We start from the raw sequence: 26,686 nt of genomic DNA, 5'->3' as shown, positions 1-26,686 counted from the left end.
AAGACTGCGTCATGAATCGCACCGGCGATCTCGCGCTGGCGCTCACGCTGGCCGACCGCGCAGACACGTTGACGTCCGCCCGCTTCGGCGCGCTAGACCTACGCGTCGACACCAAACCCGACCTGACGCCGGTGACCGACGCCGATCGCGCGGTGGAAACCGAGCTGCGCGAGGTGCTCGGGCGCGAACGGCCGGACGACAGCATCGTCGGCGAAGAGTTCGGCGGCGACACCACCTTCACCGGACGTCAATGGATCATCGACCCGATCGACGGCACCAAGAACTTCGTGCGCGGGGTGCCGGTGTGGGCCACCCTGATCGCACTGCTGCAAGACGGTGTCCCCGTCGTCGGTGTCGTCAGCGCCCCGGCATTGCAGCGCCGGTGGTGGGCCGCGCACGCCCGGGGCGCCTTCGTCACGGTCAACGGTGCGCCCCCGCGTCGGCTCTCGGTTTCCTCAGTGGCACAACTGAATTCGGCCAGCCTTTCGTTCTCCAGCCTATCCGGGTGGGCGCAACTCGGTGTGCGGGACCGATTCATCGCGCTGACCGACGCGGTGTGGCGGGTGCGCGCCTTCGGCGACTTTCTGTCCTATTGCCTGCTCGCGGAAGGGGCGGTCGATATCGCCGCCGAACCGGAAGTGTCGGTGTGGGATCTCGCCGCGCTCGATGTCCTGGTGCGCGAAGCGGGCGGCGCGCTGACCGCGTTGGACGGCACCGCGGGGCCGCATCACGGCAGCGCCGTGGCCACCAACGGCCTGCTGCAACAGCAGGTGCTCGGCACCCTCTCGGCCCCGCAGGTGTGAATTAGTTAACAAGTGTTCTCTCCGATCTTACTCCGGAGTAAGATCGGCGGTATCCGCATTGCCCATCGACCTGAGGCTGCTGAAAAATGACCGGTTCCGGTTCCAAAGAGACTTCAAAATCCGCCCGCTCCCGCGTCAAACGGCGCGACCACAAGTCCGCGGTCGGGCTGCAACCACACAAGCGCACCGGCGTCGACATCGCGATCGCGCTGATCACCCCGCTCGTCGGGCAGGAGTTCCTGGACAAGTACCAGCTGCGCGATCCGCTCAACCGCGCCCTGCGCTATGGCACGAAGACGGTCTTCTCGACGGCCGCCACTTCTACTCGGGAGTTCAAGCGGATCCAGAACCTGCGCGGCGGGCCGACCCGGCTCAAGTCCAGCGGCAAGGACTACTTCGACCTGACGCCCGACGATGACCAGAAGATGATCGTCGAGACTCTCGACGAGTTCGCCGAGGAGGTGTTGCGCCCCGCCGCGCACGACGCCGACGAGGCGGCGACCTACCCGCACGAACTGATCAGCAAGGCCGCCGAGCTCGGCATCACCGCGATCAACATCCCCGAGGATTTCGACGGCATCGCCGCGCACCGGTCCAGCGTGACCAACGTGCTGGTCGCCGAGGCGTTGGCCTACGGCGACATGGGCCTGGCGCTGCCGCTGCTGGCGCCGGGAGGCGTGGCCTCCGCGCTCACCCATTGGGGCAGTGCCGATCAGCAGGCCACCTACCTGCCCGAGTTCGCCGGTGAGAACGTGCCCCAAGCGTGCGTGGCCATCGCCGAGCCGCAACCGCTCTTCGACCCCACCCGGCTGAAGACCACCGCGGTGCGCACCCCGAGCGGATACCGCCTCGACGGGGTGAAGTCGTTGGTCCCGGCCGCCGCCGACGCGGAGCTGTTCATCGTCGGCGCGCAGCTGGACGGCAAGCCGGCATTGTTCATCGTCGAGTCTTCGTCGAAAGGCCTTACCGTCAAACCGGATCCGAGCATGGGGATTCGCGCGGCGGCCCTGGGCCACCTGGAACTGTCCGGGGTCACGGTGCCGCGCAGCGCCCGGCTCGGTGAGGACGAGGCGACCGACGAGGATTACTCCGAGGCGATCGCTTTGGCCCGGCTGGGCTGGGCGGCGCTGACGGTCGGCACCTCCCACGCGGTGCTCGACTACGTCGTTCCATACGTGAAGGAGCGTGAGGCCTTCGGTGAGCCGATCGCTCACCGGCAGGCGGTGGCCTTCATGTGCGCCAACATCGCCATCGAATTGGACGGGCTGCGGCTGATCACCTGGCGAGGCGCCGCGCGGGCCGAGCAAGGCCTGCCGTTCGTCCGCGAGGCGGCCCTGGCCAAGCGGCTCGGCGCCGACAAGGGCATGCAGATCGGCCTGGACGGCGTTCAGCTGCTCGGTGGCCACGGCTACACGAAAGAGCACCCGGTCGAGCGCTGGTACCGCGACCTGCGGGCCATCGGCGTCGCCGAGGGCGTCGTCGTCATCTAAGTCGTTATCCAACTCGAACTGAAAGTCCAACCATGGCAATCAATCTGGAACTTCCCCGCAAGATGCAAGCGGTGACGACGAAGACGCATCAGGGCGCCGCCGAGCTGATGCGGCCGATCGCCCGCAAGTACGACCTCAAGGAGCACGCGTACCCGGTCGAGCTGGACACGCTGTTCAGTCTCTTCGAAGGGGCCTCGGAGTCAATCGAATTCGCCGGAGCGAACGCGCTGGGCGGCGAGGACGAAGAGCGGGACAAGAACCACAACGGCGCCAACATGGCGGCGTTGCTGCAGACGCTGGAAGCCAGCTGGGGCGACCTGGCGATGATGCTGTCCGTCCCCTATCAGGGGCTGGGTAATGCGGCCATCTCCGCCGTCGCCAACGAGGAGCAGCTGCAACGCCTGGGCAAGGTGTGGGCGGCGATGGCCATCACCGAGCCCGGCTTCGGATCGGACTCGGCGGCGGTGTCGACGACGGCCACCCTGGACGGCGACGAGTACGTGATCAACGGCGAGAAGATCTTCGTCACCGCCGGATCCCGCGCCACCCACATCGTGGTGTGGGCGACGCTCGACAAGACACAGGGCCGCGCGGCGATCAAGTCGTTCGTCGTGCCGCGCGAGCACCCCGGCGTCACGGTCGAACGGCTCGAGCACAAGCTCGGCATCAAGGGTTCCGACACCGCGGTCATCCGGTTCGACAACGCCCGCATCCCGAAGGACAACCTGCTCGGCAACCCCGAAATCGAGGTGGGCAAGGGCTTTTCCGGAGTGATGGAGACCTTCGACAACACCCGGCCCATCGTCGCGGCCATGGCGGTCGGTGTCGGCCGCGCCGCGCTGGAGGAGATTCGCAAGATCCTCACCGAGGCCGGCGTGGAGATCTCCTACGACAGGCCCTCGCACGTCCAGAGCGCGGCGGCATCGGAGTTCTTGCGGATGGAGGCCGACTGGGAGGCCGCCTATCTGCTGTCGCTGCGCGCGGCATGGCAGGCCGACAACAAGATCCCCAACTCCAAAGAAGCGTCGATGAGCAAGGCCAAGGCCGGCCGGATGGCCACCGACGTCACGCTCAAGACCGTCGAATTGGCAGGCACGGCAGGCTATTCCGAGCAGTTACTGCTGGAGAAGTGGGCGCGCGACTCGAAGATCCTGGACATCTTCGAAGGCACGCAACAGATTCAGCAGTTGGTGGTCGCCCGCCGCCTGCTGGGCCTGTCCTCCTCCGAGCTCAAGTAGCGATCGCGTAGCGGCCCGCTGCGCCGAACGTGCAACCACGGCGAAATATTGGCGATTTTTTCGCCGTGAGTACACGTTCGGCGAAACCTACGCAGCGATCGCGTTCAGCCGCTTGCGGTCTTCGTCGTCCAGTTCGATGGACGCGACGTCCATGTTCTCTTCCAGGTGGCTCACCGACGAGGTGCCGGGGATCAGCAGCACGTTGGGCGCCACGCCGAGCGTCCACGCCAACGCGACCTGAGCCGGTGTGCGCCCCAGCCGCTGCGCGATGTCCTGGACCACCGGGTGGCTGAGCACCGGGTTGGGTTGCATGAAGGCCGCGCCGAGCGGGAAGAACGGGACGAAGGCAATCCCCCGCGCCGCGCATTCCTCGAGCACCGGGGCCGATTCCCGGTGCACCAGATTGAATGCGTTTTGCACGCAAGCGATCTCGGTGCGCCCGACGGCGTGCAGCAGGTGCTCGCGGTTGACGTTGCTCAGCCCGACTCCGCCGATCAGTCCCCGGTCGCGGGCCTCGATCATGGCCGAGAGCTGGTCGTCGAACTCCTGGTCCGGGCCGTCGCTGTCGAACACGCGCAGGTTGACCACGGCCAGTCGCTCGACGCCGAGGCTGCGCAGGTTCGTTTCGATGTCGCGGCTCAATTCGGCCGGCGCACCGGCCGGCAGCCAGGCGCCCTCGTCGTCGCGCCGTCCACCGACCTTGCTGACCAGCGCCAGGTTCTGCGGATAGGGATGCAGCGCGGCACGAATCAGTTCGTTGGCGACGTCGGGTCCGTAAAACTGCGAGGTGTCGATGTGGTTTACGCCGAGTTCGACCGCGCGACGCAGCACGGCCAGCGCCTCGTCGCGGTCGCGCGGCGGACCGAACGCATTAGGTCCGGGCAACTGCATGGCCCCGAAGCCGACGCGGTTGACCGAAAACCCACCGAGTGGAAAGGGATCCATACGGTGAGGTTAGCGTCGAAGGATGGACACGTTTCACGCGCTCGTCGCGCGCCAAGATGGAGACCGGGTAACCGCAACGGTCGAGACGCTGAACCACTCCGACCTGCCGCCCGGCGATGTGACCATCCGGGTCCTGTATTCCAGCGTCAACTACAAAGATGCGTTGGCACTGACGCCGGGTGGCGGCGTGGTACGCAACTACCCGGTGGTCCCGGGCATCGACCTGACCGGTGAGGTCGTGGAGTCGACGTCGGCCGACTTCGCCGTCGGCGACCGGGTACTGGCCCACGGGTATGCCATCGGCACCGGCCACCACGGCGGCTACGCCGAATACGCACGCTTGCCGGCCGACCAGGTGGTGGCGCTCGGCGCGTTGAGCCCGCACGAGGGCGCCGCGATCGGGACCGCGGGCTTCACCGCCGCGATGAGCGTGCAGGCGCTGATCGGCTGGGGCATCACGCCCGACGCCGGTCCCATCGTCGTCACCGGAGCCACCGGCGGCGTCGGGTCGGTCAGCGTGGACCTGCTGGCGGGCGCCGGCTACCAGGTCGTCGCCTCGAGCGGCAAAGCCGAGGCCGCCGACCGGCTCAAAGCCCTTGGCGCCGCCGAGGTTATCGGCCGGTTGCCCGCCGACCCCGACGCCAAACCACGGCCGCTCGGCAAGGCGCGCTGGGCAGGCGGGGTGGACTGTGTGGGCGGCGCGACGCTGGCCGACGTGCTGAGCACCGTCGATTACGGCGGCGCGGTGGCGGCCAGCGGGCTCACCGGCGGCCCGGCCCTGCACACCACGGTGCTGCCCTTCATCCTGCGCGGCGTCGCGTTGCTCGGTATGGACTCGGTGCTGATGCCGATCGCACCGCGCCGCGAATTGTGGGCCAGGCTCGGCGATTCGTTGCGGCCACGTCACCTGGAGTCGCTGGTCAGCGACGTCGACGTGAAAGACGTCGTCGGCGTGATCGATCAGGTGCGCGCCGGCAAATTCTCCGGCCGGGCCGTGGTGCGGGTCGCGGGCGGGTTCTGAGCGGCCAGTAGGCTCTGGTGCCATGCGCGCGGTACAGGTGACTCGGCTCGATGGTCCAGACGCGGTCGAGTTGACCGACATCGACGAACCGTCGGGCGACGGGGTCGTCGTCGACGTGCACGCCGCCGGGGTCGCCTTCCCGGACGCCCTACTCACCCGGGGCCTTTACCAATACCGCCCGGAGTTGCCGTTCGTGCTCGGCGCCGAGATCGCCGGCGTCGTCCGATCCGCACCCGAGGGCGCGAAGGTGCGCGCGGGCGACCGGGTCGTCGGCCTCACGATGCTGTCCGGCGGCATGGCCGAGGTCGCGGTGCTGGCCCCGGACCGGGTGTTCAAGCTGCCCGACAACGTGAGCTTCGAGGCGGGCGCGGGCCTGCTGTTCAACGATCTGACGGTGTACTTCGCGCTGACCGTTCGGGGTCGGCTGCAGCGCGGCGAGACCGTTCTGGTGCATGGCGCCGCCGGCGGCATCGGGACCTCGGCGCTGCGGCTGGCGCCGGCGTTGGGCGCGTCCCGCACTATCGCCGTGGTCAGCACGCAGGACAAGGCCGACATCGCGACGGCGGCCGGCGCGACGGACGTGGTACTGGCCGACGGTTTCAAGGACGCGGTGAAGGAGTTGACCCACGGCCGTGGCGTCGACATCGTGGTCGACCCGGTCGGCGGCGACCGGTTCACCGATTCCCTGCGCTCGCTTACTCCCGGCGGTCGGCTGCTAGTCGTCGGGTTCACCGGCGGCGAGATTCCCACCGTCAAGGTAAACCGGTTGCTGCTCAACAACGTTGACGTGGTCGGCGTGGGTTGGGGCGCCTGGGCGGGGACACATCCGGGCGCGCTGGACGAGCAGTGGGCCGGACTCGAGCGATTGCTCACCTCCGGGGAGCTGGCCCCGCCCGAGCCGGTGACCTACCCCCTGGAGCAAGCCGCGACCGCGGTCGCCTCCCTGGAGAATCGCAGCGCCAAGGGAAAGGTCGTGCTGCGCGTTCGCGGTTAGGCGCCGCACTTGTCCCCCAGCTGGCCCAGTGGTTGGGCAGTCGACTGTTTGCCCGCCTCGTAGCGACATTCGCCCGCCGGCGGCCCTTGTGCGGTCCAAAAAGAAAAAGTAATGTCACTTTCAGTTTTGCAGCATCCTGATCGCCACCCAGCTGGTCCCCATCGGAGGAGCCGTCCATGGAATCCTTTGTGCACCTGCGGAAAGGCCGAACACCGCGCCGCCTGCACGCCGATCTCGAAGGCCTCAAGGACGACGAGTTGGGCCGGGGCGGCTTCACCGGCCGCACCGCCAACCTGTACCGGCGCCACGACCCCACCGCCTACCGATCGGTCGGCCCGCTGCGGCCCATCGACGTGCTGTCCAGCGAGCTCAAGCCCAGCGATGCCACCGAAGCGGACGGTGGACCGCTGCTGATGTTCAGCAACGACGACTGCCGAATCCTGTTGAGCCGTCGTCACGAGCCGATGCCGTTCTTCGTCCGTCACGTCGACGGCGATCTGTTGTGCTTCGTCCACCAGGGCAGCGGCCTGGCCGAGACGGAATTCGGGCCGCTGCGCTATCGGGAGGGCGACTGGCTGTACATCCCGAAGGCATGCACCTGGCGCCAGCTGCCCGACAGCGCGACGACGATGCTGATGATCGAGGCCACCGACGAGTTTCGGGTGCCGCCACCCGGTGCGCTGGGCCGCCACTTCCCCTTCGACCCGTCGCAGGTCGTCATCCCCGAGCCGGCGCCGGCCGACGAGGCCGACGGCGAATTCGAGGTTCGGCTCATCCACGCGGGCGGCCCGACAACGCTGTTCTACCAACACAATCCGCTCGACGTCGAGGGCTGGCGCGGCGACAACTTCGCGTTCACGTTCAACATCGCCGACTACAACGTGGTCACCTCCGACAGCGTCCACCTGCCGCCGACGGTGCACCTGTTCATGCAGGCCACCGGCGTCTACGTGATGAACTTCCTGCCCAAACCCGCCGAGGGGATTCCGGGCACCGAACGTACTCCGTGGTATCACCGCAATGTCGACTACGACGAGATCGCCTTCTTCCACGGCGGCTCGCTGTACGGCATCCCGATGCCACCCGGTTTGATTTCCCATGCGCCGCAAGGTGTTCACCACGGCGCACCGGAGAAGGCACGCGAACGGGCGCGCCGTAAATTCGATGACTACTCCCGCGTCGACTGGCAGGTAATCGCCATCGACACACGCCGGCGGCTCACCCCGTCGGTCGAGGTACTGGCCCACGACCTAGGACAACATTGATGACGCAAGCGCAAGCCGTGAAACCCAAGAAGCACGAATACGAGCGAATCCCCTATCTCGTTGCCTTCCAGAACAATTCAGGGGTACGAGACGTCTACGGCGGCCTGGCCGAGATCACCGTGCTGGAGAGCTACCTGCTCAAGCCGAAGGACAAGCCGTCGGACACCGTGCTGGTGTTCATGCATCCCATCGGCGGCGGCGCCTACCTGCCGATGATCAACGCACTGGCGCGGGCCGGCCATCACGTCATCTACTGCAACAGCCGCTTTCGCGGCACCGACTCGGCGCTGCTGATGGAGAAGGTCGTCGAGGATCTCGGCGAGTGCATCAAGGACGCCAAGAAGCGGCTGGGCTACCAGAAGGTGGTGCTGGCCGGCTGGAGTGGCGGCGGTTCGCTGTCGGTGTTCTACCAGCAGCAGGCGCAGAATCCCACCATCACGTCCAGCCCGACCGGCGACGGCCCAGACCTGACCAAACTCGACCTGCCCGCCGCCGACGGCATCATGCTGCTGGCCGCGCACATCAGCAGGCACGGCACGCTGACCGAATGGCTGGACGCGTCGATCCTCGACGAATCCGACCCCACCAAGCGCGATCCCGAGCTGGATCTGTACAACCCCGACAACCCCAATCAGCCGCCCTACAGCCAAGAATTCCTGGAGCGCTACCGGCAGGCGCAGATAGACCGCAACCGCCGCATCACCGCATGGGTCAGGGACAAGCTGGCCGAGTTGGCGGCCGCCGGCCGGCCCGACGACGAGTTCGGTTTCGTCGTGCACGGCACCATGGCCGACCCGCGCTGGCTGGACCCGGCCGTCGATCCCAACGAACGCGTCCCCGGCACCTGCTACCTGGGGGATCCTCAGGTGGTGAACATGAGCCCGGTCGGGCTGGCCCGGTTCTCCACCCTGCGCGGCTGGCTTTCGCAGTGGAGCTACGACGACGCCCGCGGCGACGCGGTGGCATGCGGGCCCGACATCGCGATCCCCGCGCTGGTGATCGGTAACCTGGCAGACGACGCCTGCACGCCCAGCCATACCCGGCGGCTGTTCCAGGCGATCGGACACGAGGACAAGGAGATGCACGAAATCCCTGGCGCCACACACTATTACGCGGGACCCGACCAGCGCGATGCGCTGCGGGCCGCCGTCACTATTGTCACCGACTGGCTGGTGCGGCACGATTTCGCGGACAACGAATGACTCCCACCGGACCGCTGGACGGCGTTCGGGTGCTCGAACTGGGCACCCTGATCGCCGGGCCCTTCGCCGGTCGGCTGCTCGGCGACATGGGCGCCGACGTCATCAAGGTGGAACTGCCCAAGTCCCCGGACCCGCTGCGCACCTGGGGTCAGGCGGAGCTCGACGGGCAGCACGTCTTCTGGACGGTGCACGCGCGCAACAAGAAGGCGATCACCCTCGACCTGCGCCACCCCCGTGGGCGTGAACTGTTCTGCGAGCTCGTCGAGAAGTCCGACATCGTGGTGGAGAACTTCCGTCCGGGCACCCTGGAAAAGTGGAATCTGGGTTACGACGTGCTCAGCGAACGTAACCCGGGCATCATCCTGGTCCGGGTATCCGGCTACGGGCAGACCGGACCGGACGCCACCAAGGCCGGCTACGCGTCGGTCGCCGAAGCGGCCAGCGGGCTGCGCCACCTCAACGGTTTTCCGGGCGGCCCGCCACCCCGGCTGGCGCTTTCACTCGGCGACAGCCTGGCCGGCATGTTCGGCGCCCAGGGTGCGCTGGCCGCGCTGTACCGGCGCAGCGTCACCGGGCGCGGCCAGGTGGTCGACGTCGCCTTGACCGAATCATGCTTGGCCGTACAGGAATCCACCATCCCCGACTACGACGTCGGCGGCGTGGTGCGCGGCCCGTCGGGCACCCGGCTCGAAGGCATCGCCCCGTCCAACATCTACCGCAGCGCCGACGGCTCGTGGGTGGTGATCGCCGCCAACCAGGACACCGTCTTCGCCCGGCTGTGCAAGGCGATGGGCCGCCCGGAGCTGGCCACCGACGACCGGTTCGCCACGCACGTCGCGCGGGGCCGCAATCAAGACGAACTCGACAACATCATCGGCGCGTGGGCGGCGGAACGCCAGCCCGGCGAAATCATCGAAACCCTCTCCGCCGCAGGGGTGATCGCGGGGCCGATCAACACCGTCGCCGAGGTGGTCAACGACCCGCAGCTGCGGGCGCGCGGCATGCTGGTCGAGCACTACGACGAGCGTGTCCGGCGCGACGTGTTGGGGCCGGGCATCGTGCCGATGCTCTCAGAATCGCCGGGGCAGGTCCGCAACGCCGGCCCCGCGCGCCCGGGCCAGCACAACGACGACGTCTTCATCGGGCTGCTGGGCAAGACGGCCGAGGAGCTCGATGAGCTGCGCGCCGAGGAGGTGCTATGACCACCCATGTAGACATTCGAGAAGTGGCCCTGCGTGACGGTCTGCAGATCGAAACGCCAATTCCGTTGTCGGCCAAGCTAGAACTGCTGGCCGCGGTGGCGGCCACCGGGGTTCGCGAGGTAGAGGTCACCGCGTTCGTCTCCCCGACCAAGGTGCCGTCGATGGCCGACGCCGCCGAGCTGGCCGCCCATCTGCACGACTATCCCGACATCGAATTCTCGGCCCTGGTGGCCAGTCCCAACGGTGCCAAGCGGGCCGTCGCCGCGGGGCTGCGCTCCATCGAATACGTGGTGGCCGCCGACGACACCTTCAGCAAGGCCAACGTCGGACGCACCAGCACCGAGGCCACCAACCAGATCGACGAGATCGTCGCGATCGCGCACGACGGCCCCAGCCGCCCGGTCACCGTCGAGGTCGTCATCGCCACCGCCTGGGACTCACCGTTCGAAGGCCCCACCCCGCCCCAGCGGGTACTCGAGATCGCCGCGGCCGCCCGCGCCCGCGGCGCCGACCGCCTGTCGATCGCCGACACCATCGGCACCACCACCCCGGGCCGCGTGAGTTCGCTGATCGCACAACTGCGTCCGGTGATCGGCGATCTGCCGCTGGGCGGGCATTTCCACAACACCCGCGGCTCCGGCCTGGCCAGCGCCTACGCCGCGGTCAGCTCCGGGGTGACCCGACTGGACGCCTCGGTCGGCGGACTAGGGGGCTGCCCCTTCGCGCCGGGCGCCACCGGCAACATCGCCACCGAGGATCTCGTTTACCTGCTGGGCGACAGCGGCATCGACGTTGACGTCGACCTGCAGGCCGCCATCGCCGCGGCCGGAGTGGCGAAGTCGGTGGTGGGTCACGACCTGCCGAGCGCCCTGTTGCGCGCGGGCGACCGGATGCGGAACTGATGTCCGCCCCGGAGGCGAACCGCGAGCTGACCGCCAAAGGCCGCCAGACCAGGCAGGCCATCGAGCAGGCCGCTCGGAAGCTGTTCGCCGAACGGGGTTTTCACGGCACCACCCTGGCCGACATCACCTCGGCCGCGGGAAAATCGCCGGCGGTCTTCTACCGATACTTCACCGACAAGGAAGACCTGCTGGCCGCGCTCGCGGAATCGTTCCTGCACGAGGTGGTGACGCCGTCGGGACTCAGCGTCCACCTGCCGGACTCCCCCGAGGACGACGCCTTCTTCACCTCCGTGGTCACCGGCTACTGGAACATGTTCAAACAGAACATCGGCATCATGATCGCCGTGGCCCAGCTGGCCGCCACCCAGCAGCGCTTCGCGGCCGTGCAGAACGAATTCCGGCGGTTCGGAGTGGATCTCGTGGCGGCATCGGTGCGCCGCGCCCAGGATCAGGGCTACGGCGCCGAGCTGCACCCGCAGCACACCGCGGCGGCGATCGCGTTGCTGTTCGAGAACTTCACCACCGTGTTCGTCGGACCATCCGGGTCGGCGGGCCTCGGTCTGAACATCAGCGACGAAGACGCCATCGCGACCTTGTCGACGGTCTGGAAGAAAACCCTGTACGGCGCCCTCACGAGATCTTAGGAGAAGACGTGGATTTCACTCTGCCAGAGCACCTTCCGGGCCTGCTCGCCGAGATGGACGAGTTCATCGAGACCGAGATCAAGCCGTTGGAACGCGAGAACATCCAGTACTTCGACCAGCGCCGCGAGCACGCGCGCACCGATTGGGACAACGACGGGATCCCGACGCGCGAATGGGAGGATCTGCTCTCCGAGATGCGCCGGCGAGCCGACAAGGCCGGCTGGCTGCGCTACGGACTGCCGGCCGCACTGGGCGGCCGCGACGGCAGCAACGTCGACATGGCGGTCATTCGGGAACACCTGGCGCACAAGGGTCTTGGTTTGCACAACGACCTGCAGAACGAATCCTCGATCGTCGGGAACTTCCCGCAGGTGATCATGATGGAGCGGTTCGGCACCGACGAGCAACGCAAGGAGTGGTCGGAGGCGCTGATCACCGGGGAGCGGTCCATGGCGTTCGGCCTGACCGAGCCGCAACACGGATCGGATGCCACGTGGCTGGAGACGCACGCCGAACGCGACGGCGACAGCTGGGTGATCAACGGCTCCAAGCGGTTCAACACCGGCGTGCACCGCGCGACCCACGACCTGGTCTTCGCGCGCACCTCCGGCGAGCCGGGGGCCGCGTTCGGCATCACCGCGTTCCTGGTGCCCACCGATTCGCCCGGCTTCAACGTCCCCTACTACTGGTGGACCTTCAACATGCCCACCGACCACGGCGAAGTCGAGTTGACGGATGTTCGAATTCCCGCCGACGCGGTGCTCGGCGAGGTGGACCGCGGCCTGGAGGTCGCCCAGACCTTCCTGCACGAGAACCGGATTCGGCAGGCCGCGAGCAGCCTGGGCGCGGCGCAGTACTGTATCGACCGCGCCGCCGAATACGCGGCCAGCCGAAAGGTATTCGGCAAGCCGCTGTCGGTGAACCAGGCCGTGCAGTGGCCGCTGGCCGAGCTGCAGACCGAAGCGCAGATGGTGCGGCTGCTCGTGCAGTACGCCGCCTGGCACCTGGACCGCGACCACCACATGGAGGTCTCCGACAAGGTGTCGATGGCGAACTACCGCGCCAACCGGCTGGTCTGTGACGCCGCCGACCGCGCCATGCAGGTTTACGGCGGCCTCGGCTACAGCCGGCACGAGCAGTTCGAACACATCTACCGCCATCACCGTCGTTACCGGATCACCGAAGGCGCCGAGGAGATTCAGATTCGCCGAGTGGCGCAGCGGCTGTTCAAATTCGGCAAGAAGTGATGGACAGCGACGAGTCGGCGGAACTGGGCACCAAACTGGCCAGGGTGCTCACGACGGCCGTCGGCGCCGACACCGCGGTCGAGAATCTGCGCGCGCTGACCGGTGGCGCCAGCAGAACCACCTGGGCGTTCGAGGCCGTCATCAACGCGCAGCGTCGTGCGCTGATCTTGCGCACCGGCCCACCCGACGATGTACATGCCGGCATGGAGCTGGAAGCCAGGACGCAGGCCGCCGCGGCGGCCGCCGGGGCGCCGGTCCCCCACGTGTTGATCGCCGACAATTCCCCTGCCGCACTGGGCAATCCGTATTTGATCTGTGACGAGATCAAGGGCGAGACCATCGTGCGGCGCATCCAGCGTCAGCTCGACGCCGCAGACGGGCACGCGGCGCGCACCCGATTGCTGCAGCAATGCGCGCAGGCGGTGGCCGCCATTCACCGCGCCGACACGGACATTCCGGCCCTGACCCACGAGGACCAGCTTGCCGAATGGCGCCAGCGCCTCGACGACATGGGCGACACCACCGCAACATTCGAATGGGGGTTCCGCTGGCTGGCCGCCCACCGTCCCCAGCCATCGCCGGCGGTGTTGGTGCACGGCGACTTTCGGATGGGCAACCTCATCGTCGACGGATCCAACCTCGCCGCGGTGCTGGACTGGGAGCTCGTGCACGTCGGGCAGGCCTACGAAGACCTGGCGTGGTTCTGCATTCGGGCCTGGCGATTCGGCGCCCCGGCCAGCCTCGGCGCGGGCGGCCTGGGCAGCATCGAAAGCTTCCTGGGCGCCTACGAGCAGGCCAGCGCGACTACCGTCGACCGGGTGGCGTTTCACTGGTGGCTGGTGCTGGCCACCTTGCGCTGGGGTGTCATCTGCCGCTTCCAGGCCGAACGGCACCTGAGCGGGCAACACCGCTCGGTCGAGTTGGCCACCATCGGACGTCGCGTCTGCGAAACGGAGTGGGACCTGCTCAACCTGCTCGAGGCGCGGCCATGATCGGCCCATACGGCCGCCCGCTGGCCGCCGAACTCGTGGCCGCGGTCGCCGAATTCCTGGAAAGCGACGTGCGCGGCGCGACCGAAGGACAGGTCAACTTCCACGCCCGGGTCGCCGCCAACGCGCTGCGCATCGTCGAGCGCGAACTGCTCGACGAGAGCGAGGCGGAATCCCGCGCCGCGTTGGCCGGCCTGGGCTTCGCCGACGAGGAACAGCTGGCCGCCGCCATACGGGCCGGCGAGCTCGACGGGCAAGCCGACCAGGTCACCGCCTGCCTGCGCACCCTGGTACGACGCCGATTGGCCGTCGCCCACCCCGGATACGACAGCGAATAGCCCGGCGATCAGTTAGGAGCCAGACATGCCCGCTTCCAGCACCGAGACGGTCCTCGATGCGGCCAACCGGCTGTTCACCGCGATCGAGCGAAGCGACGTCGCCGCGGTCGACGCGATGTGGAGCAACGACATCGCGGTGTGGCGTGTCGGCTCGCGGCGCGACGACGACAAGGCCCGCGCGATGCGGGTCATCGATTGGTTCATCGGCGCGACGACGCAGCGTCGCTACGAAATCCTGGATCGGCAGCTCTTCAATGACGGATCCACCCGTGGCTTCGTTCAGCAGCACATCTTGCACGCCACCGGGCATGCCGGGCAGTCGATCTCGCTGCGGGTCTGCATCGTGATTCGGGTAGGTACGGACGGCCTGATAGAGCGGATCGACGAATATTTCGACCCCGCCGGAATCGCGCCGCTGATGAACTAGCGCTAGATTCGCCACGACACATTGGGGGTGACGATGACGACTTTGGAGACACTGCTTCACGATCCCGATATGGCCGGCGTGTGGAACCTGGCCACGGATCGCTCGGCCATCACGTTCAAGATCAGGAACATGTGGGGCCTGGTGAACGTGAAGGGCCGCTTCACCGACTTCACCGGCGACGGCCAACTGACCGGCAAGGGAGCGGTTTTCGGCCGGGTGGACATCCGGGCCGCCTCGCTGGACACCGGCATCGGCCGTCGCGACAAGCACCTGCGCTCGGCCGACTTCTTCGACGTCGAACGCTTCGGGGAGATCAGCGTCGTGGTCACCGCGGTGCACCCGACCAAAGGCAAGGCCGCCGACCTGCGGACCACATTCACCATCAAGGGCGTCACCGCGGAGATACAGCTGCCCGTCACGATCTCCGAGCTCGACGACGGCTCGATCCGAATCACCGGCGAAACCAAGCTCGATCGGGACCGGTTCGACCTGGGTTGGAACCGGGGCGGCATGATCAGCTCGACGGCGACGGTCGCGGCGGACGCCATCTTCGTGCGGGTATCGCAGTAAGGATTTCTGCGGGCACCCCGCTGAACCCGGTGTGACACCAGTAGCATCTGCACCGTGCCCGACTCCACCATCGCCCTGCGGATCCTCGTCTACAGCAGCAACGTCCAAACCCGCGAACGGGTGATGCGTGCCCTGGGCAAGCGGCTGCATCCCGATCTGCCCGAATTGAGCTACGTCGAGGTGGCGACCGGGCCCATGGTGGTGGCGACGATGGACAAGGGCGGCATCGACTTGGCCATCCTGGACGGCGAGGCCACCCCGACCGGCGGCATGGGAATCGCAAAGCAGCTCAAAGACGAACTCGAGACCTGCCCACCTCTTGTCGTGCTGACCGGCCGGCCCGACGACGCATGGTTGGCCTCCTGGTCGCGCGCGGAGGGCGCGGTGCCGCATCCCATCGACCCCATCCTGCTGGGCCGCACGGTGCTCAGCCTGCTGCGAGCCCCGGTTCGCTGATTCATTCCACGCCGCGTCTTTGCCGCGGCCGCTGATTTTCGGCCGCCAAATGCGGCAGTCCTGACCAATTCCGCCCTCGGCCCCACGGCGACGGTCGCCAGTCGCGACGTTGCTGACGACGGGCTATCCGCGCTGGCGACGCCCCTGATCTTGAGTGCCGCAGCGATCGGCGCGGCCGCGCCTTTGCTGGTGCTCACCTAGCGGCCGGTGCGGCGGATCCCGTGCGGCGGCGAGCGTTGGTTGCACCGGCTATCGAGTTTGCGCAGCACAGCGCGACATGGCACCGCCGATACGACAAAACGCCCACCCCGGACAAGCGCGCCGCGAGCCGCGACGCTATGTTGTAAATCACTGTGGCGGGCTTCAGACCCGGTTCGTCACAGCAGCCCGGTTACCGCCTGGCCGCTAGGCGGCACGTACGACGGATCATGGAGCGAGTTGAACGTCTACATACCCATCCTGGTGCTAGGCGCCATTGCCACTGCCTTTGCCGTGGGCTCGGTGGCGATCGCGAGCCTGGCCGGCCCATCACGTTTCAACAAGTCGAAGATGTCGGCCTACGAGTGCGGGATCGAACCCACCGAGACATCGGTGAGCGGGCCGCATGCGACGGCCGGGCAGCGCTTTCCGGTGAAGTACTACCTCACCGCGATGCTGTTCATCGTCTTCGACATCGAAATCGTGTTCCTGTATCCCTGGGCGGTCAGCTATGACGCGCTGGGCACATTCGCTCTGGTCGAAATGGTGATTTTCATGCTGACGGTTTTCGTGGCTTACGCCTATGTGTGGCGCCGCGGCGGCCTGACGTGGGATTGAGGTAAGACGTGGGTCTTGAGGAACAGCTGCCCGGCGGGATCCTGCTGTCAACAGTCGAGAAGGTCGCGGGCTACGTTCGCAAGAACTCGCTGTGGCCGGCGACGTTCGGGTTGGCCTGCTGCGCCATCGAGATGATGGCAACGGCCGGGCCAAGATTCGACATCGCGCGGTTCGGGATGGAGCGATTCTCGGCCACCCCCCGGCAGGCCGATTTGATGATCGTCGCCGGGCGGGTCAGCCAGAAGATGGCTCCCGTGCTGCGACAGATCTACGACCAGATGGCCGAGCCGAAATGGGTGCTGGCCATGGGCGTGTGCGCGTCATCCGGCGGGATGTTCAACAACTACGCGATCGTGCAGGGCGTCGATCACGTGGTCCCCGTAGACATTTACCTGCCCGGCTGTCCGCCGCGACCGGAGATGCTCTTGTACGCAATCCTGAAGCTGCACGAGAAGATTCAGGAGATGCCGCTGGGCGTCAACCGGGAAACCGCCATCGCCGAAGCCGAGCAGGCGGCGCTGTCGGCCCGGCCCACGATCGAGATGCGCGGACTGCTGCGATGAGCTCACCGGACCAAGATCCCAAAGAAGCAATCAGCAGCGCCGACGAAGAAGTCATCGACGTGCGCCGCGGCATGTTCGGCGCCAAGGGCACGGGTGACACGTCCGGTTACGGACGGCTGGTGCGCGAGGTCTTGCTGCCGGGCAGCAGCCCGCGGCCCTACGGCGGCTACTTCGACGAGGTGGTCGACGCACTGGCCGCGGCGTTGAGCCAGGCCAACGTCGAATTCACCGACGCCATCGAAAAAGTCGTGGTGTATCGCGACGAACTGACGTTGCACGTGCGACGTGAGGCGCTGGAACAGGTCGCTCACCGGCTGCGTGACGACCCGCAACTGCGCTTCGAAATGTGCCTGGGCGTCAGCGGGGTGCACTACCCGCACGAGACGGGACGCGAACTGCACGCGGTGTATCCGTTGCAGTCGATCACGCACAATCGCCGCGTCCGCCTGGAAGTGGCTGCGCCCGACGATGATCCGCACATTCCCTCGCTATTCGGGATTTATCCGACCACCGACTGGCACGAGCGAGAGACCTACGACTTCTTCGGCATCATCTTCGACGGGCACCCGTCGCTGACCCGCATCGAGATGCCCGACGACTGGCACGGGTATCCGCAGCGCAAGGACTACCCCCTCGGCGGGATTCCGGTCGAATACAAAGGCGCACAGATACCCCCGCCCGACGAGCGGAGAGCGTACAACTGATGAGCACCACCACTGAATCGACGCACGACGGCGCCGGCGAGACCTTTGTGGTCGCCGGCGGTCAGGACTGGGACAAGGTCGTCGAGGCCGCCCGCGGGGTCGATCCCGGCGAACGCATCGTCGTCAACATGGGCCCGCAGCATCCGTCCACACACGGGGTATTGCGGCTGATCCTGGAAATCGAGGGTGAGACGGTCACCGATGTCCGGTGCGGCATAGGGTATTTGCACACCGGCATCGAGAAGAACCTCGAATACCGCTACTGGACCCAGGGTGTCACGTTCGTGACCCGGATGGATTACCTCGCACCGTTTTTCAACGAGACGGCGTACTGCCTCGGTGTGGAGAAGCTGCTCGGCATCAGCGATCAGATTCCGGAGCGGGTCAACGTCATCCGGGTGATGATGATGGAGCTCAACCGGATCTCGTCGCATCTGGTGGCGCTGGCGACCGGCGGTATGGAACTGGGCGCCATGACCCCGATGTTCGTCGGATTCCGGGGACGCGAGATCGTGTTGACCCTGTTCGAATCGATCACCGGCCTGCGAATGAACAGCGCCTACATCCGGCCCGGAGGTGTGGCGCAGGACTTACCGCCCAACGCGGAATCCGAGATCGTCGAAGGCCTCAAGACGCTCAAGCAGGTGCTGCGCGACATGGGCGGGCTGCTCAACGAGAACGCCATCTGGAAGGCCCGCACCCAGGACGTCGGATATCTGGATCTGACCGGTTGCATGGCGCTGGGCATCACCGGCCCCATCCTGCGTGCCACCGGGCTGCCCCACGATCTGCGCAAGAGCGAACCGTATTGCGGATATGAAAACTACGAATTCGACGTAATCACCGAAGACACGTGTGATGCTTACGGGCGCTACATGATTCGTGTCAACGAGATGTGGGAGTCGATCAAGATCGTCGAGCAGTGTCTAGACAAGCTGAAGCCGGGTCCGACCATGGTCGAGGACCGCAAGATAGCCTGGCCGGCCGACTTGAAGGTGGGCCCCGACGGTTTGGGCAACTCACCGGAACACATCGCCAAGATCATGGGCGGCTCGATGGAGGCGTTGATTCATCACTTCAAACTGGTCACCGAGGGCATCCGGGTTCCCGCCGGCCAGGTCTACACCGCGGTCGAATCGCCGCGCGGTGAGCTGGGTGTGCACATGGTCAGCGACGGCGGCACCCGGCCCTACCGGGTGCACTACCGAGACCCCTCGTTCACGAATCTGCAGTCGGTGGCGGCGATGTGCGAAGGCGGCATGGTCGCCGACCTGATCACCGCGGTCGCCAGCATCGACCCGGTCATGGGCGGGGTGGACCGGTGACCGGGCCGCAGGGACAGCCGGTCTTCATCCGGCTCGGCCCACCGCCCGACGAGCCCAACGCGTTCGTCGTCGAGGGCGCGCCCAAGACGTATCCGCCCGAGGTGCGGGCCCGGCTGGAGGTCGACGCCAAGGAGATCATCGGTCGCTACCCCAACCAGCGTTCGGCCCTGTTGCCGTTGCTGCACCTGGTGCAATCGCAGGATTCCTACCTGACACCGGCGGGCCTGGAGTTCTGCGGCGAGCAGCTGGGGCTCACCGGGGCCGAGGTGTCCGCGGTGGCCAGCTTCTACACCATGTATCGCCGGGGCCCCACCGGCGATTATCTGGTGGGCGTCTGCACAAACACGTTGTGCGCCATCATGGGTGGCGATGCCATCTTCGACGCCCTGAAAGAACATTTGGACGTCGGCAACGACGAGACCACCGCCGACGGCTCGGTCACCCTGCAACACATCGAATGCAACGCCGCCTGCGATTACGCGCCGGTGGTGATGGTGAACTGGGAGTTCTACGACAACCAGACGCCGGAGTCGGCGCGCGAACTCGTCGACTCGCTGCGTTCCGGCGAGCCCCAGCCGCCCACGCGCGGCGCCCCGCTGTGCGTCTTCCGCGAGACGTCGCGCATCCTGGCCGGCCTGCCCGACGAGCGTCCCGACCAGGGACAGGGCGGGGCCGGAGCGGCCACCCTGGCCGGCCTGAAGGTAGCCAAGGAACACGGCATGCAGGCGCCGGACGCGCCGGAAGGCCAGTGATGACAACGACTTCTGACAATCAGGCGACGCCGCTGACTCCTGTCATCAGCCGCTTCTGGGACGACCCCGAGTCGTGGACCCTCGAGACCTACCACCGCCATGGCGGCTACGAGGCGATGAAGAAGGCGCTGGCCATGGAGCCCGACGCGGTGATCGCGCTGGTGAAGGACTCCGGACTGCGCGGGCGCGGCGGCGCGGGATTCTCGACCGGCACGAAGTGGTCGTTCATCCCGCAGGGGGACACCGGCGCGGCCGCCAAACCGCATTACCTGGTGGTCAACGCCGACGAGTCGGAACCCGGTACGTGCAAAGACATTCCGCTGATGCTGGCGACGCCGCACATCCTGGTCGAGGGCGTCATCATCGCCGCGTACGCGATCCGCGCCAGCCACGCGTTCATCTATGTGCGCGGGGAGGTGCTGCCCGTCCTGCGCCGCCTGCAGAACGCGGTGGCCGAGGCCTACGCCGCCGGCTACCTGGGCCGCGACATCAACGGCTCGGGCTTCGACCTCGAACTGGTGGTGCACGCCGGTGCCGGCGCCTACATCTGCGGTGAGGAAACCGCGCTGCTGGATTCGCTGGAAGGCCGGCGCGGCCAGCCGCGGCTGCGCCCGCCCTTTCCCGCGGTGGCCGGGCTGTACGGCTGCCCCACGGTGATCAACAACGTCGAGACCATCGCGAGCGTGCCGCCGATCATCGGCAACGGCGTGGACTGGTTCCGCTCGATGGGCAGCGAGAAATCCCCTGGCTTCACGCTGTATTCGCTGTCCGGCCACGTCGCCCGGCCCGGACAGTACGAGGCCCCGCTGGGAATCACGTTGCGGGAGTTGCTCGCCTACGCCGGTGGTGTGCGGGCCGGGCATCGGCTCAAGTTCTGGACACCGGGCGGATCGTCGACCCCACTGCTGACCGACGAGCACCTCGATGTGCCGCTGGACTACGAGGGCGTCGGCGGCGTCGGCTCGATGCTGGGCACCAAGGCGCTGGAGATCTTCGACGAGACCACCTGCGTGGTGCGTGCCGTGCGGCGCTGGACCTACTTCTACAAGCACGAGTCGTGCGGAAAATGCACGCCATGCCGCGAGGGCACCTTCTGGCTCGACCAGATCTACGAGCGGCTGGAAACCGGCAAGGGCACCAGCGAGGACATCCAGAAGCTGCTGGACATCTCCGACACCATCCTCGGAAAGTCGTTCTGCGCGTTGGGCGATGGCGCGGCCAGCCCGGTGATGTCGTCGATCAAGTTCTTCCGCGACGAATACGTCGCGCACGTCGAGGGCGGTGGATGCCCCTTCGATCCACGAGACTCCATGCTGACGGCGGAGCGCGAGAGCGCGAAAGGTTAGGAAGCCGATGACCCGCGCCGGTGACGATGCAGAGCGAAAGAGCGATGCGGGGGTACCTCCCGCTTGCGGGGGAGAGGAGCGGCGCTCATGACTAGTGCGGCCAAGACCGAAACCGGCGACGAGGTGCGTCCGCCGGACATGGTGACGCTGACCATCGATGGCAACGAAATCAGCGTTCCCAAGGGAACTCTGGTGATCCGGGCCGCCGAATTGATGGGCATCCAGATCCCCCGGTTCTGCGATCACCCGCTGCTGGAGCCGGTCGGCGCATGCCGCCAGTGCCTGGTCGAGGTCGAAGGCCAGCGCAAGCCGATGGCCTCCTGCACCACGGTCGCCACCGATGACATGGTGGTGCGCACCCAGCTCACCTCGGAGGCCGCCGACAAGGCCCAGCACGGCGTGATGGAGCTGCTGCTGATCAACCACCCGCTGGACTGCCCGATGTGCGATAAGGGCGGGGAATGCCCGCTGCAGAACCAGGCAATGTCCAACGGCCGCGCCGATTCTCGCTTCACCGACGTCAAGCGCACCTTCGCCAAGCCGATCAACATCTCGTCGCAGGTCCTGCTCGACCGGGAGCGCTGCATCCTGTGCGCGCGTTGCACCCGGTTCTCCGAGCAGATCGCCGGCGACATCTTCATCGACATGCAGGAACGAGGCGCCCTGCAGCAGGTCGGCATTTACGCCGACGAGCCATTCGACTCCTACTTCTCGGGCAATACAGTGCAAATCTGCCCGGTCGGCGCATTGACCGGGTCCTCGTACCGGTTTCGGGCCCGCCCGTTCGACTTGGTCTCGAGCCCCAGCGTCTGCGAGCACTGCGCTTCCGGATGCGCGCAGCGCACCGACCACCGCCGCGGCAAGGTGCTGCGCCGGTTGGCCGGCGACGACCCCGAGGTCAACGAGGAGTGGAACTGCGACAAGGGCCGGTGGGCGTTCACCTACGCGACGCAGCACGATGTGCTCACCACTCCCCTGATCCGTGACACCGACGGCTCGCTGCAACCGGCCTCGTGGTCGCACGCGATCGCCGTCGCGACCAAGGGCCTCGAAGCGGCGCGCGGCCGCACGGGCGTGCTGGTCGGCGGCCGGGCCACCCTGGAAGACGCCTACGCCTACTCAAAGTTCGCGCGAATCGTGCTGGACAGCAACGACATCGACTTCCGTGCCCGGCCGAGCTCGGCCGAGGAGGCCGACTTCCTGGCCGCCCGCATCGCCGGCAAACCGATCACCGTCAGCTACGCCGATCTGGAATCGGCCCCGGTCGTCGTGCTGGTCGGATTCGAGCCCGAGGACGAGTCGCCCATCGTCTTCCTGCGGTTGCGCAAGGCGGCCCGCAAGCAGGGGTTGCCCGTCTACGCCATCGCGCCATTCGCCACCCGCGCGCTGACCAAGATGTCCGGGCGGCTGATCAAAAGCATTCCCGGCGCCGAGGCTTCGGCGCTTGACGGGTTGGCCACCGGCGAGGTGGGCGACCTGCTCTCCACCGCGGGTGCGGTCATCATGGTCGGCGAGCGGCTGGCCACGGTGCCGGGCGGATTGTCGGCGGCGGCCCGCCTCGCCGACACCACCGGCGCCCGGCTGGCCTGGGTGCCGCGGCGCGCCGGTGAGCGCGGCGCGCTGGAGGCCGGTGCGCTGCCGGGGCTGCTGCCCGGTGGCCGTCCGGTCGACGACGAGACCGCCCGCGCGCAGGTCGCCCAGGCGTGGAACGTGTCCGAATTGCCTTCCGGCCGTGGACGTGACACCGACGCGATCCTGGCCGCCGCCACCGATGGCACGCTGGGCGCGCTGCTGGTGGGCGGTGTCGAGCCCGATGACTTCGCCGACCCGCAAGCGGTGCTGGCGGCGCTGGACGGCGTCGGCTTCGTGGTCAGCCTGGAGTTGCGGCACAGCGCCGTCACCGAACGCGCCGACGTCGTCTTCCCGGTCGCGTCGACGACGCAGAAGGCCGGTGCATTCGTCAACTGGGAGGGCCGCTTCCGGCCGTTCGAAGCCGCACTGCGCGGCACCGCCCAGCAGGCCAGCCAATCCGACCACCAGGTGCTCGACACGCTCGCCGACGAGATGGGCGTGTACCTGGGCATGTCCAGCGTCGCCACGGCCCGCGAAGAACTGGCCGCGCTGCGGCACTGGGACGGCAAGCGCGCCGCGAGCCCGGCCGTCGCGGCCCCGGAGCCGGCCCAGCCCGCGTCGGGTGAAGCGGTATTGGCCGGGTGGCGGATGATGCTGGACAACGGCCGGATGCAAGACGGGGAGCCACATCTGGCGGGCACGGCCCGCAAGCCCGTCGCTCGGCTGTCCGCCGACACGGCCGCCGAGATCGGCGCCGCCGACGGCGACGCGGTCACGGTCAGCACGTCACACGGCTCCATCAGCCTGCCGTTGATGATCACCGACATGCCCGACCGGGTGGTGTGGCTTCCGGTGAACTCGCCCGGCTCGGCGGTGCATCGCCAACTCGGCGTATCGGCTGGCAGCACAGTCAAGATCGGAGTTGGCAAATGACCGGCTTGACCGTCTTCGGGCACGACACCTGGTGGCTGGTGCTCGGCAAGGCGCTGGCGATCTTCGTGTTCCTCATGCTGAACGTTCTGGTGGCGATTCTGCTGGAGCGCAAGATCCTCGGCTGGATGCAGCTGCGGCCCGGACCCAACCGGGCGGGGCCGTGGGGTGTGCTGCAGAGCCTGGCCGACGGAATCAAGTTGGCGCTCAAGGAAACCATCACCCCGGGTGGGGTCGACAAGTTCGTCTACTTCGCGGCGCCGGTCATCTCCACGATTCCGGCTTTCACCGCCTTCGCGTTCATCCCGTTCGGTCCGGTGGTGTCGGTGTTCGGCCACCGCACACCGCTGCAGCTGACCGACCTGCCGGTCGCGGTGCTGTTCATCCTGGGGCTGTCGGCGATAGGCGTGTACGGAATCGTGCTGGGCGGTTGGGCTTCCGGATCCACCTACCCGCTGCTGGGCGGGGTGCGCTCCACCGCCCAGGTCATCTCCTACGAGGTGGCGATGGGGCTGTCGTTCGCCGCGGTATTCCTCTACGCCGGCACCATGTCGACGTCGCAGATCGTCGCCGCGCAGGACCGGGTCTGGTACGTGTTCCTGCTGCTGCCGTCGTTCGTCATCTATCTCATCTCGATGGTCGGTGAAACCAACCGGGCGCCTTTCGATTTGCCCGAGGCCGAGGGTGAGCTGGTCGCCGGATTCCACACTGAGTACTCGTCGCTGAAGTTCGCTATGTTCATGCTGGCCGAGTACGTCAACATGATGACGGTCTCCTCGCTGGCCACGGCCCTGTTCTTCGGCGGCTGGCACGCGCCGTGGCCGCTGAACATGTGGGACGGCGCCAACACCGGCTGGTGGCCGGTGCTCTGGTTCACCGCGAAGATGTGGACCTTCCTGTTCGTCTACTTCTGGCTGCGGGCCTCGCTGCCCCGGCTGCGCTACGACCAGTTCATGGGGCTGGGCTGGAAGCTGCTGATCCCGGCCTCGCTGGTCTGGGTGCTGATCGCCGCCGTCATTCGCACGCTGCAGAACCAGGGCTATCAGCACTGGACCCCGATCCTCGTGGTGAGCAGCGCCGTGTTCGCCACCGCGCTCGTGCTGTTGCTGCGAAAGCCGTTCAGCGCGCCGGGTATTCGCGCGCTGGAGAAGCAGCTGCGCCGCGATGCGAAGAAGCTGCCGGCCGCACTCGACTCCACACCCGTATTCCCGACACCGCCGCTGCCATCGACGGCCCAGAAATCGCTGGCGGCGGCGAGCAAGGAGAAAGCACGTGGCTAAATTCTTGGACGCCGTAGCCGGATTCGGCGTGACGTTCGGATCGATGTTCAAAAGGAATGTCACCGAGGAGTATCCGGAGAAGCCGGGCCCCGTCATGCCGCGCTACCACGGCCGTCACCAGCTCAACCGCTACCCGGACGGTCTGGAGAAATGCATCGGGTGCGAATTGTGCGCGTGGGCATGCCCGGCCGACGCGATCTACGTGGAGGGCGCGGACAACACCGAGGAACTCAGGTATTCGCCCGGGGAACGTTACGGCCGCGTCTACCAGATCAACTATCTGCGGTGCATCGGTTGCGGGCTGTGCATCGAGGCCTGCCCCACCCGGGCGTTGACGATGACCAATGACTACGAGATGGCCGACGACAACCGCGCGGACCTGATCTACGAGAAGGACCGGCTGCTGGCGCCGCTGCTGCAGGACATGCTCGCGCCGCCGCACCCCAGGACCGAAGGCGCCACCGACAAGGATTACTACCAAGGCAATGTGACCGCACACGGGTTGCGCCAGACCCAGCAGGCCGGAGACTCGCGGTGACCGGATTGGCCGGCCACACCGTCGCCGTGGCCTCGAGTTTTGCGCAGGACACCATCGTCCGCACCTCCACCGGCGAAGCGGTCGCCTTCTGGGTACTGGGCGTCCTGGCCGTGATCGGTGCGATCGGGGTGGTCACCGCCGTCAACGCCGTCTACTCGGCGATGTTCCTGGCGATGACCATGATTATCCTGGCGGTCTTCTACATGATCCAGGACGCGCTGTTTCTGGGTGTGGTTCAAGTCGTCGTCTACACCGGCGCGGTGATGATGCTGTTCTTGTTCGTGCTGATGCTCATCGGTGTGGACTCCGCGGAATCCCTCAAGGAGACGCTGCGCGGTCAGCGCATCGTCGGCGTGGCCGCCGGGATCGGGTTCGGCATCCTGCTGATCGCCGCCATCGGCAACGTGACCACCGGCGGCTTCGCGGGACTGACCACTGCCAACGCCAACGGCAACGTGGAAGGGCTGGCGGCGCTGATCTTTTCGCGGTACCTGTGGGCGTTCGAGCTCACCAGCGCGCTGCTGATCACCGCGGCCGTCGGTGCGATGGTGCTGGCGCACCGTGAGCGCTTCGAGCGCCGCAAGACGCAGCGCGAGCTCTCGCAGGAACGGTTCCGCTCGGGCGGGCACCCCACCCCGATGCCCAGCCCCGGTGTGTACGCACGCCACAACGCCGTCGACGTGGCCGCGTTGCTGCCGGACGGCTCGTACTCGAAGCTCTCGGTCTCGCCGATGCTGCAAAGCCGCGGCGCCGACGGCAAGAAGACACCGTCCGCGTCCCCCGAGCCGAGCCCGACTCTCTCCCAAGGAGGTACGTCGTGAATCCGGCCAATTACCTGTACCTTTCGGCGCTGCTGTTCACCATCGGGGCGTCCGGTGTGTTGTTGCGTCGCAACGCCATCGTGATGTTCATGTGCGTCGAGCTGATGCTCAACGCGGTCAACCTCGCGTTCGTCACGTTCGCCCGGATGCACGGCCACCTGGACGGGCAGATGATCGCCTTCTTCACGATGGTGGTCGCAGCCTGCGAGGTGGTCATCGGGCTGGCCATCATCATGACCATCTTCCGTACCCGCAAATCGGCGTCCGTCGACGACGCGAACCTACTCAAAGGCTGACGACGCCAAC

At 67.1% G+C, this 26,686-nt stretch carries 28 protein-coding genes; 27 read left to right on the top strand and 1 reads right to left on the bottom strand.

Features of this window, described 5'->3' with window-relative positions:
* The first annotated feature begins 11 nt into the window (after positions 1–11).
* The 3 genes from hisN (at position 12) to A5732_RS10595 (ending at position 3,531) form a co-directional block, all read left to right on the top strand.
* On the top strand, positions 12–803 hold the full coding sequence (gene hisN / locus A5732_RS10605) for a histidinol-phosphatase (RefSeq protein ID WP_076052587.1): 792 nt from the start codon (positions 12–14) through the stop codon (positions 801–803).
* 86 nt (positions 804–889) lie between these two features.
* Positions 890–2,293 carry an acyl-CoA dehydrogenase family protein gene (locus A5732_RS10600; protein ID WP_076052586.1) on the top strand — a complete coding sequence of 468 codons (1,404 nt, stop codon included), beginning with the start codon at positions 890–892 and terminating at the stop codon, positions 2,291–2,293.
* A gap of 32 nt (positions 2,294–2,325) precedes the next feature.
* The gene (locus A5732_RS10595; RefSeq protein ID WP_076052585.1) at positions 2,326–3,531 is read left to right on the top strand and encodes an acyl-CoA dehydrogenase family protein; all 1,206 of its coding nucleotides are present in this window, start codon (positions 2,326–2,328) and stop codon (positions 3,529–3,531) included.
* A gap of 87 nt (positions 3,532–3,618) precedes the next feature.
* Here the strand turns inward: A5732_RS10595 and A5732_RS10590 are convergent, their stop codons facing one another.
* Positions 3,619–4,476, bottom strand: coding sequence for an oxidoreductase (locus A5732_RS10590; protein WP_076102159.1), 858 nt, complete (start codon positions 4,474–4,476; stop codon positions 3,619–3,621).
* 22 nt (positions 4,477–4,498) lie between these two features.
* Between A5732_RS10590 and A5732_RS10585 the strand changes: the two genes are divergently transcribed.
* The 24 genes from A5732_RS10585 to nuoK all read left to right on the top strand — a co-directional run bounded on the left by A5732_RS10585 (position 4,499) and on the right by nuoK (position 26,676).
* On the top strand, positions 4,499–5,497 hold the full coding sequence (locus A5732_RS10585; protein ID WP_076102158.1) for an acrylyl-CoA reductase family protein: 999 nt from the start codon (positions 4,499–4,501) through the stop codon (positions 5,495–5,497).
* Between the two features lie 22 nt (positions 5,498–5,519).
* Positions 5,520–6,491, top strand: coding sequence for an NADPH:quinone oxidoreductase family protein (locus tag A5732_RS10580; RefSeq protein ID WP_064949894.1), 972 nt, complete (start codon positions 5,520–5,522; stop codon positions 6,489–6,491).
* Positions 6,492–6,667: 176 nt separating this feature from the next.
* The gene (locus A5732_RS10575) at positions 6,668–7,756 is read left to right on the top strand and encodes a homogentisate 1,2-dioxygenase (RefSeq protein ID WP_076102157.1); all 1,089 of its coding nucleotides are present in this window, start codon (positions 6,668–6,670) and stop codon (positions 7,754–7,756) included.
* Entirely contained in the window at positions 7,756–8,958 is a 1,203-nt protein-coding gene (locus A5732_RS10570) for an alpha/beta hydrolase family protein (protein WP_076102156.1), read from the top strand. Before A5732_RS10575 ends, A5732_RS10570 begins: the two co-directional genes overlap by 1 nt.
* Complete coding sequence (locus A5732_RS10565; RefSeq protein ID WP_076102155.1) at positions 8,955–10,160, top strand: CaiB/BaiF CoA transferase family protein; 1,206 nt, start codon at positions 8,955–8,957, stop codon at positions 10,158–10,160. Before A5732_RS10570 ends, A5732_RS10565 begins: the two co-directional genes overlap by 4 nt.
* A complete protein-coding gene (locus A5732_RS10560; protein ID WP_076102154.1) occupies positions 10,157–11,062 on the top strand; it encodes a hydroxymethylglutaryl-CoA lyase in 906 nt (301 codons plus the stop codon). The genes A5732_RS10565 and A5732_RS10560 overlap by 4 nt, the downstream gene beginning before the upstream one ends.
* Complete coding sequence (locus A5732_RS10555; RefSeq protein ID WP_076052578.1) at positions 11,062–11,706, top strand: TetR/AcrR family transcriptional regulator; 645 nt, start codon at positions 11,062–11,064, stop codon at positions 11,704–11,706. Before A5732_RS10560 ends, A5732_RS10555 begins: the two co-directional genes overlap by 1 nt.
* 8 nt (positions 11,707–11,714) lie before the next feature.
* Positions 11,715–12,953, top strand: a complete 1,239-nt coding sequence (locus A5732_RS10550; RefSeq protein ID WP_076052577.1) for an acyl-CoA dehydrogenase family protein — start codon at positions 11,715–11,717, stop codon at positions 12,951–12,953.
* Complete coding sequence (locus tag A5732_RS10545) at positions 12,953–13,945, top strand: phosphotransferase family protein (RefSeq protein ID WP_076052576.1); 993 nt, start codon at positions 12,953–12,955, stop codon at positions 13,943–13,945. Before A5732_RS10550 ends, A5732_RS10545 begins: the two co-directional genes overlap by 1 nt.
* A complete protein-coding gene (locus A5732_RS27000; protein ID WP_076102153.1) occupies positions 13,942–14,280 on the top strand; it encodes a DUF6285 domain-containing protein in 339 nt (112 codons plus the stop codon). Before A5732_RS10545 ends, A5732_RS27000 begins: the two co-directional genes overlap by 4 nt.
* A 25-nt stretch (positions 14,281–14,305) precedes the next feature.
* A complete protein-coding gene (locus tag A5732_RS10535; RefSeq protein WP_076102152.1) occupies positions 14,306–14,707 on the top strand; it encodes a nuclear transport factor 2 family protein in 402 nt (133 codons plus the stop codon).
* Between the two features lie 33 nt (positions 14,708–14,740).
* Entirely contained in the window at positions 14,741–15,277 is a 537-nt protein-coding gene (locus A5732_RS10530) for a YceI family protein (RefSeq protein WP_076102151.1), read from the top strand.
* A 54-nt stretch (positions 15,278–15,331) separates the two neighbouring features.
* A complete protein-coding gene (locus A5732_RS10525; protein WP_076102150.1) occupies positions 15,332–15,733 on the top strand; it encodes an Rv3143 family two-component system response regulator in 402 nt (133 codons plus the stop codon).
* Between the two features lie 438 nt (positions 15,734–16,171).
* On the top strand, positions 16,172–16,549 hold the full coding sequence (locus A5732_RS10520) for an NADH-quinone oxidoreductase subunit A (protein ID WP_007772880.1): 378 nt from the start codon (positions 16,172–16,174) through the stop codon (positions 16,547–16,549).
* An 8-nt stretch (positions 16,550–16,557) separates the two neighbouring features.
* Complete coding sequence (locus A5732_RS10515; RefSeq protein WP_066989771.1) at positions 16,558–17,112, top strand: NuoB/complex I 20 kDa subunit family protein; 555 nt, start codon at positions 16,558–16,560, stop codon at positions 17,110–17,112.
* Positions 17,109–17,816 (top strand): NADH-quinone oxidoreductase subunit C, encoded by a 708-nt coding sequence (locus tag A5732_RS10510; protein ID WP_076052571.1) that lies wholly within the window; start codon positions 17,109–17,111, stop codon positions 17,814–17,816. The genes A5732_RS10515 and A5732_RS10510 overlap by 4 nt, the downstream gene beginning before the upstream one ends.
* Complete coding sequence (gene nuoD / locus A5732_RS10505) at positions 17,816–19,141, top strand: NADH dehydrogenase (quinone) subunit D (protein WP_076102149.1); 1,326 nt, start codon at positions 17,816–17,818, stop codon at positions 19,139–19,141. Before A5732_RS10510 ends, nuoD begins: the two co-directional genes overlap by 1 nt.
* Complete coding sequence (nuoE, locus tag A5732_RS10500; protein WP_065053610.1) at positions 19,138–19,893, top strand: NADH-quinone oxidoreductase subunit NuoE; 756 nt, start codon at positions 19,138–19,140, stop codon at positions 19,891–19,893. Before nuoD ends, nuoE begins: the two co-directional genes overlap by 4 nt.
* Positions 19,893–21,239, top strand: a complete 1,347-nt coding sequence (gene nuoF / locus A5732_RS10495) for an NADH-quinone oxidoreductase subunit NuoF (RefSeq protein ID WP_076102148.1) — start codon at positions 19,893–19,895, stop codon at positions 21,237–21,239. Before nuoE ends, nuoF begins: the two co-directional genes overlap by 1 nt.
* Before the next feature lie 87 nt (positions 21,240–21,326).
* Positions 21,327–23,744: an NADH-quinone oxidoreductase subunit G gene (locus tag A5732_RS10490; protein WP_076052568.1), complete on the top strand. Its 2,418-nt coding sequence runs from the start codon at positions 21,327–21,329 to the stop codon at positions 23,742–23,744.
* Between the two features lie 5 nt (positions 23,745–23,749).
* A complete protein-coding gene (gene nuoH / locus A5732_RS10485; RefSeq protein ID WP_076052695.1) occupies positions 23,750–25,021 on the top strand; it encodes an NADH-quinone oxidoreductase subunit NuoH in 1,272 nt (423 codons plus the stop codon).
* Complete coding sequence (nuoI, locus tag A5732_RS10480; protein WP_371915797.1) at positions 24,906–25,559, top strand: NADH-quinone oxidoreductase subunit NuoI; 654 nt, start codon at positions 24,906–24,908, stop codon at positions 25,557–25,559. The genes nuoH and nuoI overlap by 116 nt, the downstream gene beginning before the upstream one ends.
* Positions 25,560–25,585: 26 nt before the next feature.
* A complete protein-coding gene (locus A5732_RS10475; protein WP_171975005.1) occupies positions 25,586–26,380 on the top strand; it encodes an NADH-quinone oxidoreductase subunit J in 795 nt (264 codons plus the stop codon).
* Positions 26,377–26,676 (top strand): NADH-quinone oxidoreductase subunit NuoK, encoded by a 300-nt coding sequence (gene nuoK / locus A5732_RS10470; protein ID WP_007772892.1) that lies wholly within the window; start codon positions 26,377–26,379, stop codon positions 26,674–26,676. Before A5732_RS10475 ends, nuoK begins: the two co-directional genes overlap by 4 nt.
* The last annotated feature ends 10 nt before the right edge of the window (positions 26,677–26,686 follow it).

It is taken from the genome of Mycobacterium colombiense (genome assembly GCF_001953985.1).
Taxonomy (GTDB): domain Bacteria; phylum Actinomycetota; class Actinomycetes; order Mycobacteriales; family Mycobacteriaceae; genus Mycobacterium; species Mycobacterium colombiense_B.
Note: the sequence above shows the minus strand (reverse complement) of the source record. Positions and strands in the feature narration are given on the sequence as shown.

Coding starts and splice junctions, on each gene's coding strand:
- A5732_RS10560 (WP_076102154.1), top strand. CDS start 10,157: ATGACCACCCATGTAGACATTCGAGAAGTGGCCCTGCGTGACGGTCTG.
- A5732_RS10545 (WP_076052576.1), top strand. CDS start 12,953: ATGGACAGCGACGAGTCGGCGGAACTGGGCACCAAACTGGCCAGGGTG.
- A5732_RS10510 (WP_076052571.1), top strand. CDS start 17,109: ATGAGCTCACCGGACCAAGATCCCAAAGAAGCAATCAGCAGCGCCGAC.
- A5732_RS10570 (WP_076102156.1), top strand. CDS start 7,756: ATGACGCAAGCGCAAGCCGTGAAACCCAAGAAGCACGAATACGAGCGA.
- A5732_RS10530 (WP_076102151.1), top strand. CDS start 14,741: ATGACGACTTTGGAGACACTGCTTCACGATCCCGATATGGCCGGCGTG.
- A5732_RS10490 (WP_076052568.1), top strand. CDS start 21,327: ATGACTAGTGCGGCCAAGACCGAAACCGGCGACGAGGTGCGTCCGCCG.
- nuoI (WP_371915797.1), top strand. CDS start 24,906: ATGCGAAGAAGCTGCCGGCCGCACTCGACTCCACACCCGTATTCCCGA.
- A5732_RS27000 (WP_076102153.1), top strand. CDS start 13,942: ATGATCGGCCCATACGGCCGCCCGCTGGCCGCCGAACTCGTGGCCGCG.
- A5732_RS10590 (WP_076102159.1), bottom strand. CDS start 4,476: ATGGATCCCTTTCCACTCGGTGGGTTTTCGGTCAACCGCGTCGGCTTC.
- A5732_RS10600 (WP_076052586.1), top strand. CDS start 890: ATGACCGGTTCCGGTTCCAAAGAGACTTCAAAATCCGCCCGCTCCCGC.
- A5732_RS10585 (WP_076102158.1), top strand. CDS start 4,499: ATGGACACGTTTCACGCGCTCGTCGCGCGCCAAGATGGAGACCGGGTA.
- A5732_RS10535 (WP_076102152.1), top strand. CDS start 14,306: ATGCCCGCTTCCAGCACCGAGACGGTCCTCGATGCGGCCAACCGGCTG.
- A5732_RS10580 (WP_064949894.1), top strand. CDS start 5,520: ATGCGCGCGGTACAGGTGACTCGGCTCGATGGTCCAGACGCGGTCGAG.
- A5732_RS10575 (WP_076102157.1), top strand. CDS start 6,668: ATGGAATCCTTTGTGCACCTGCGGAAAGGCCGAACACCGCGCCGCCTG.
- nuoD (WP_076102149.1), top strand. CDS start 17,816: ATGAGCACCACCACTGAATCGACGCACGACGGCGCCGGCGAGACCTTT.
- nuoF (WP_076102148.1), top strand. CDS start 19,893: ATGACAACGACTTCTGACAATCAGGCGACGCCGCTGACTCCTGTCATC.
- hisN (WP_076052587.1), top strand. CDS start 12: ATGAATCGCACCGGCGATCTCGCGCTGGCGCTCACGCTGGCCGACCGC.
- A5732_RS10595 (WP_076052585.1), top strand. CDS start 2,326: ATGGCAATCAATCTGGAACTTCCCCGCAAGATGCAAGCGGTGACGACG.
- A5732_RS10565 (WP_076102155.1), top strand. CDS start 8,955: ATGACTCCCACCGGACCGCTGGACGGCGTTCGGGTGCTCGAACTGGGC.
- A5732_RS10555 (WP_076052578.1), top strand. CDS start 11,062: ATGTCCGCCCCGGAGGCGAACCGCGAGCTGACCGCCAAAGGCCGCCAG.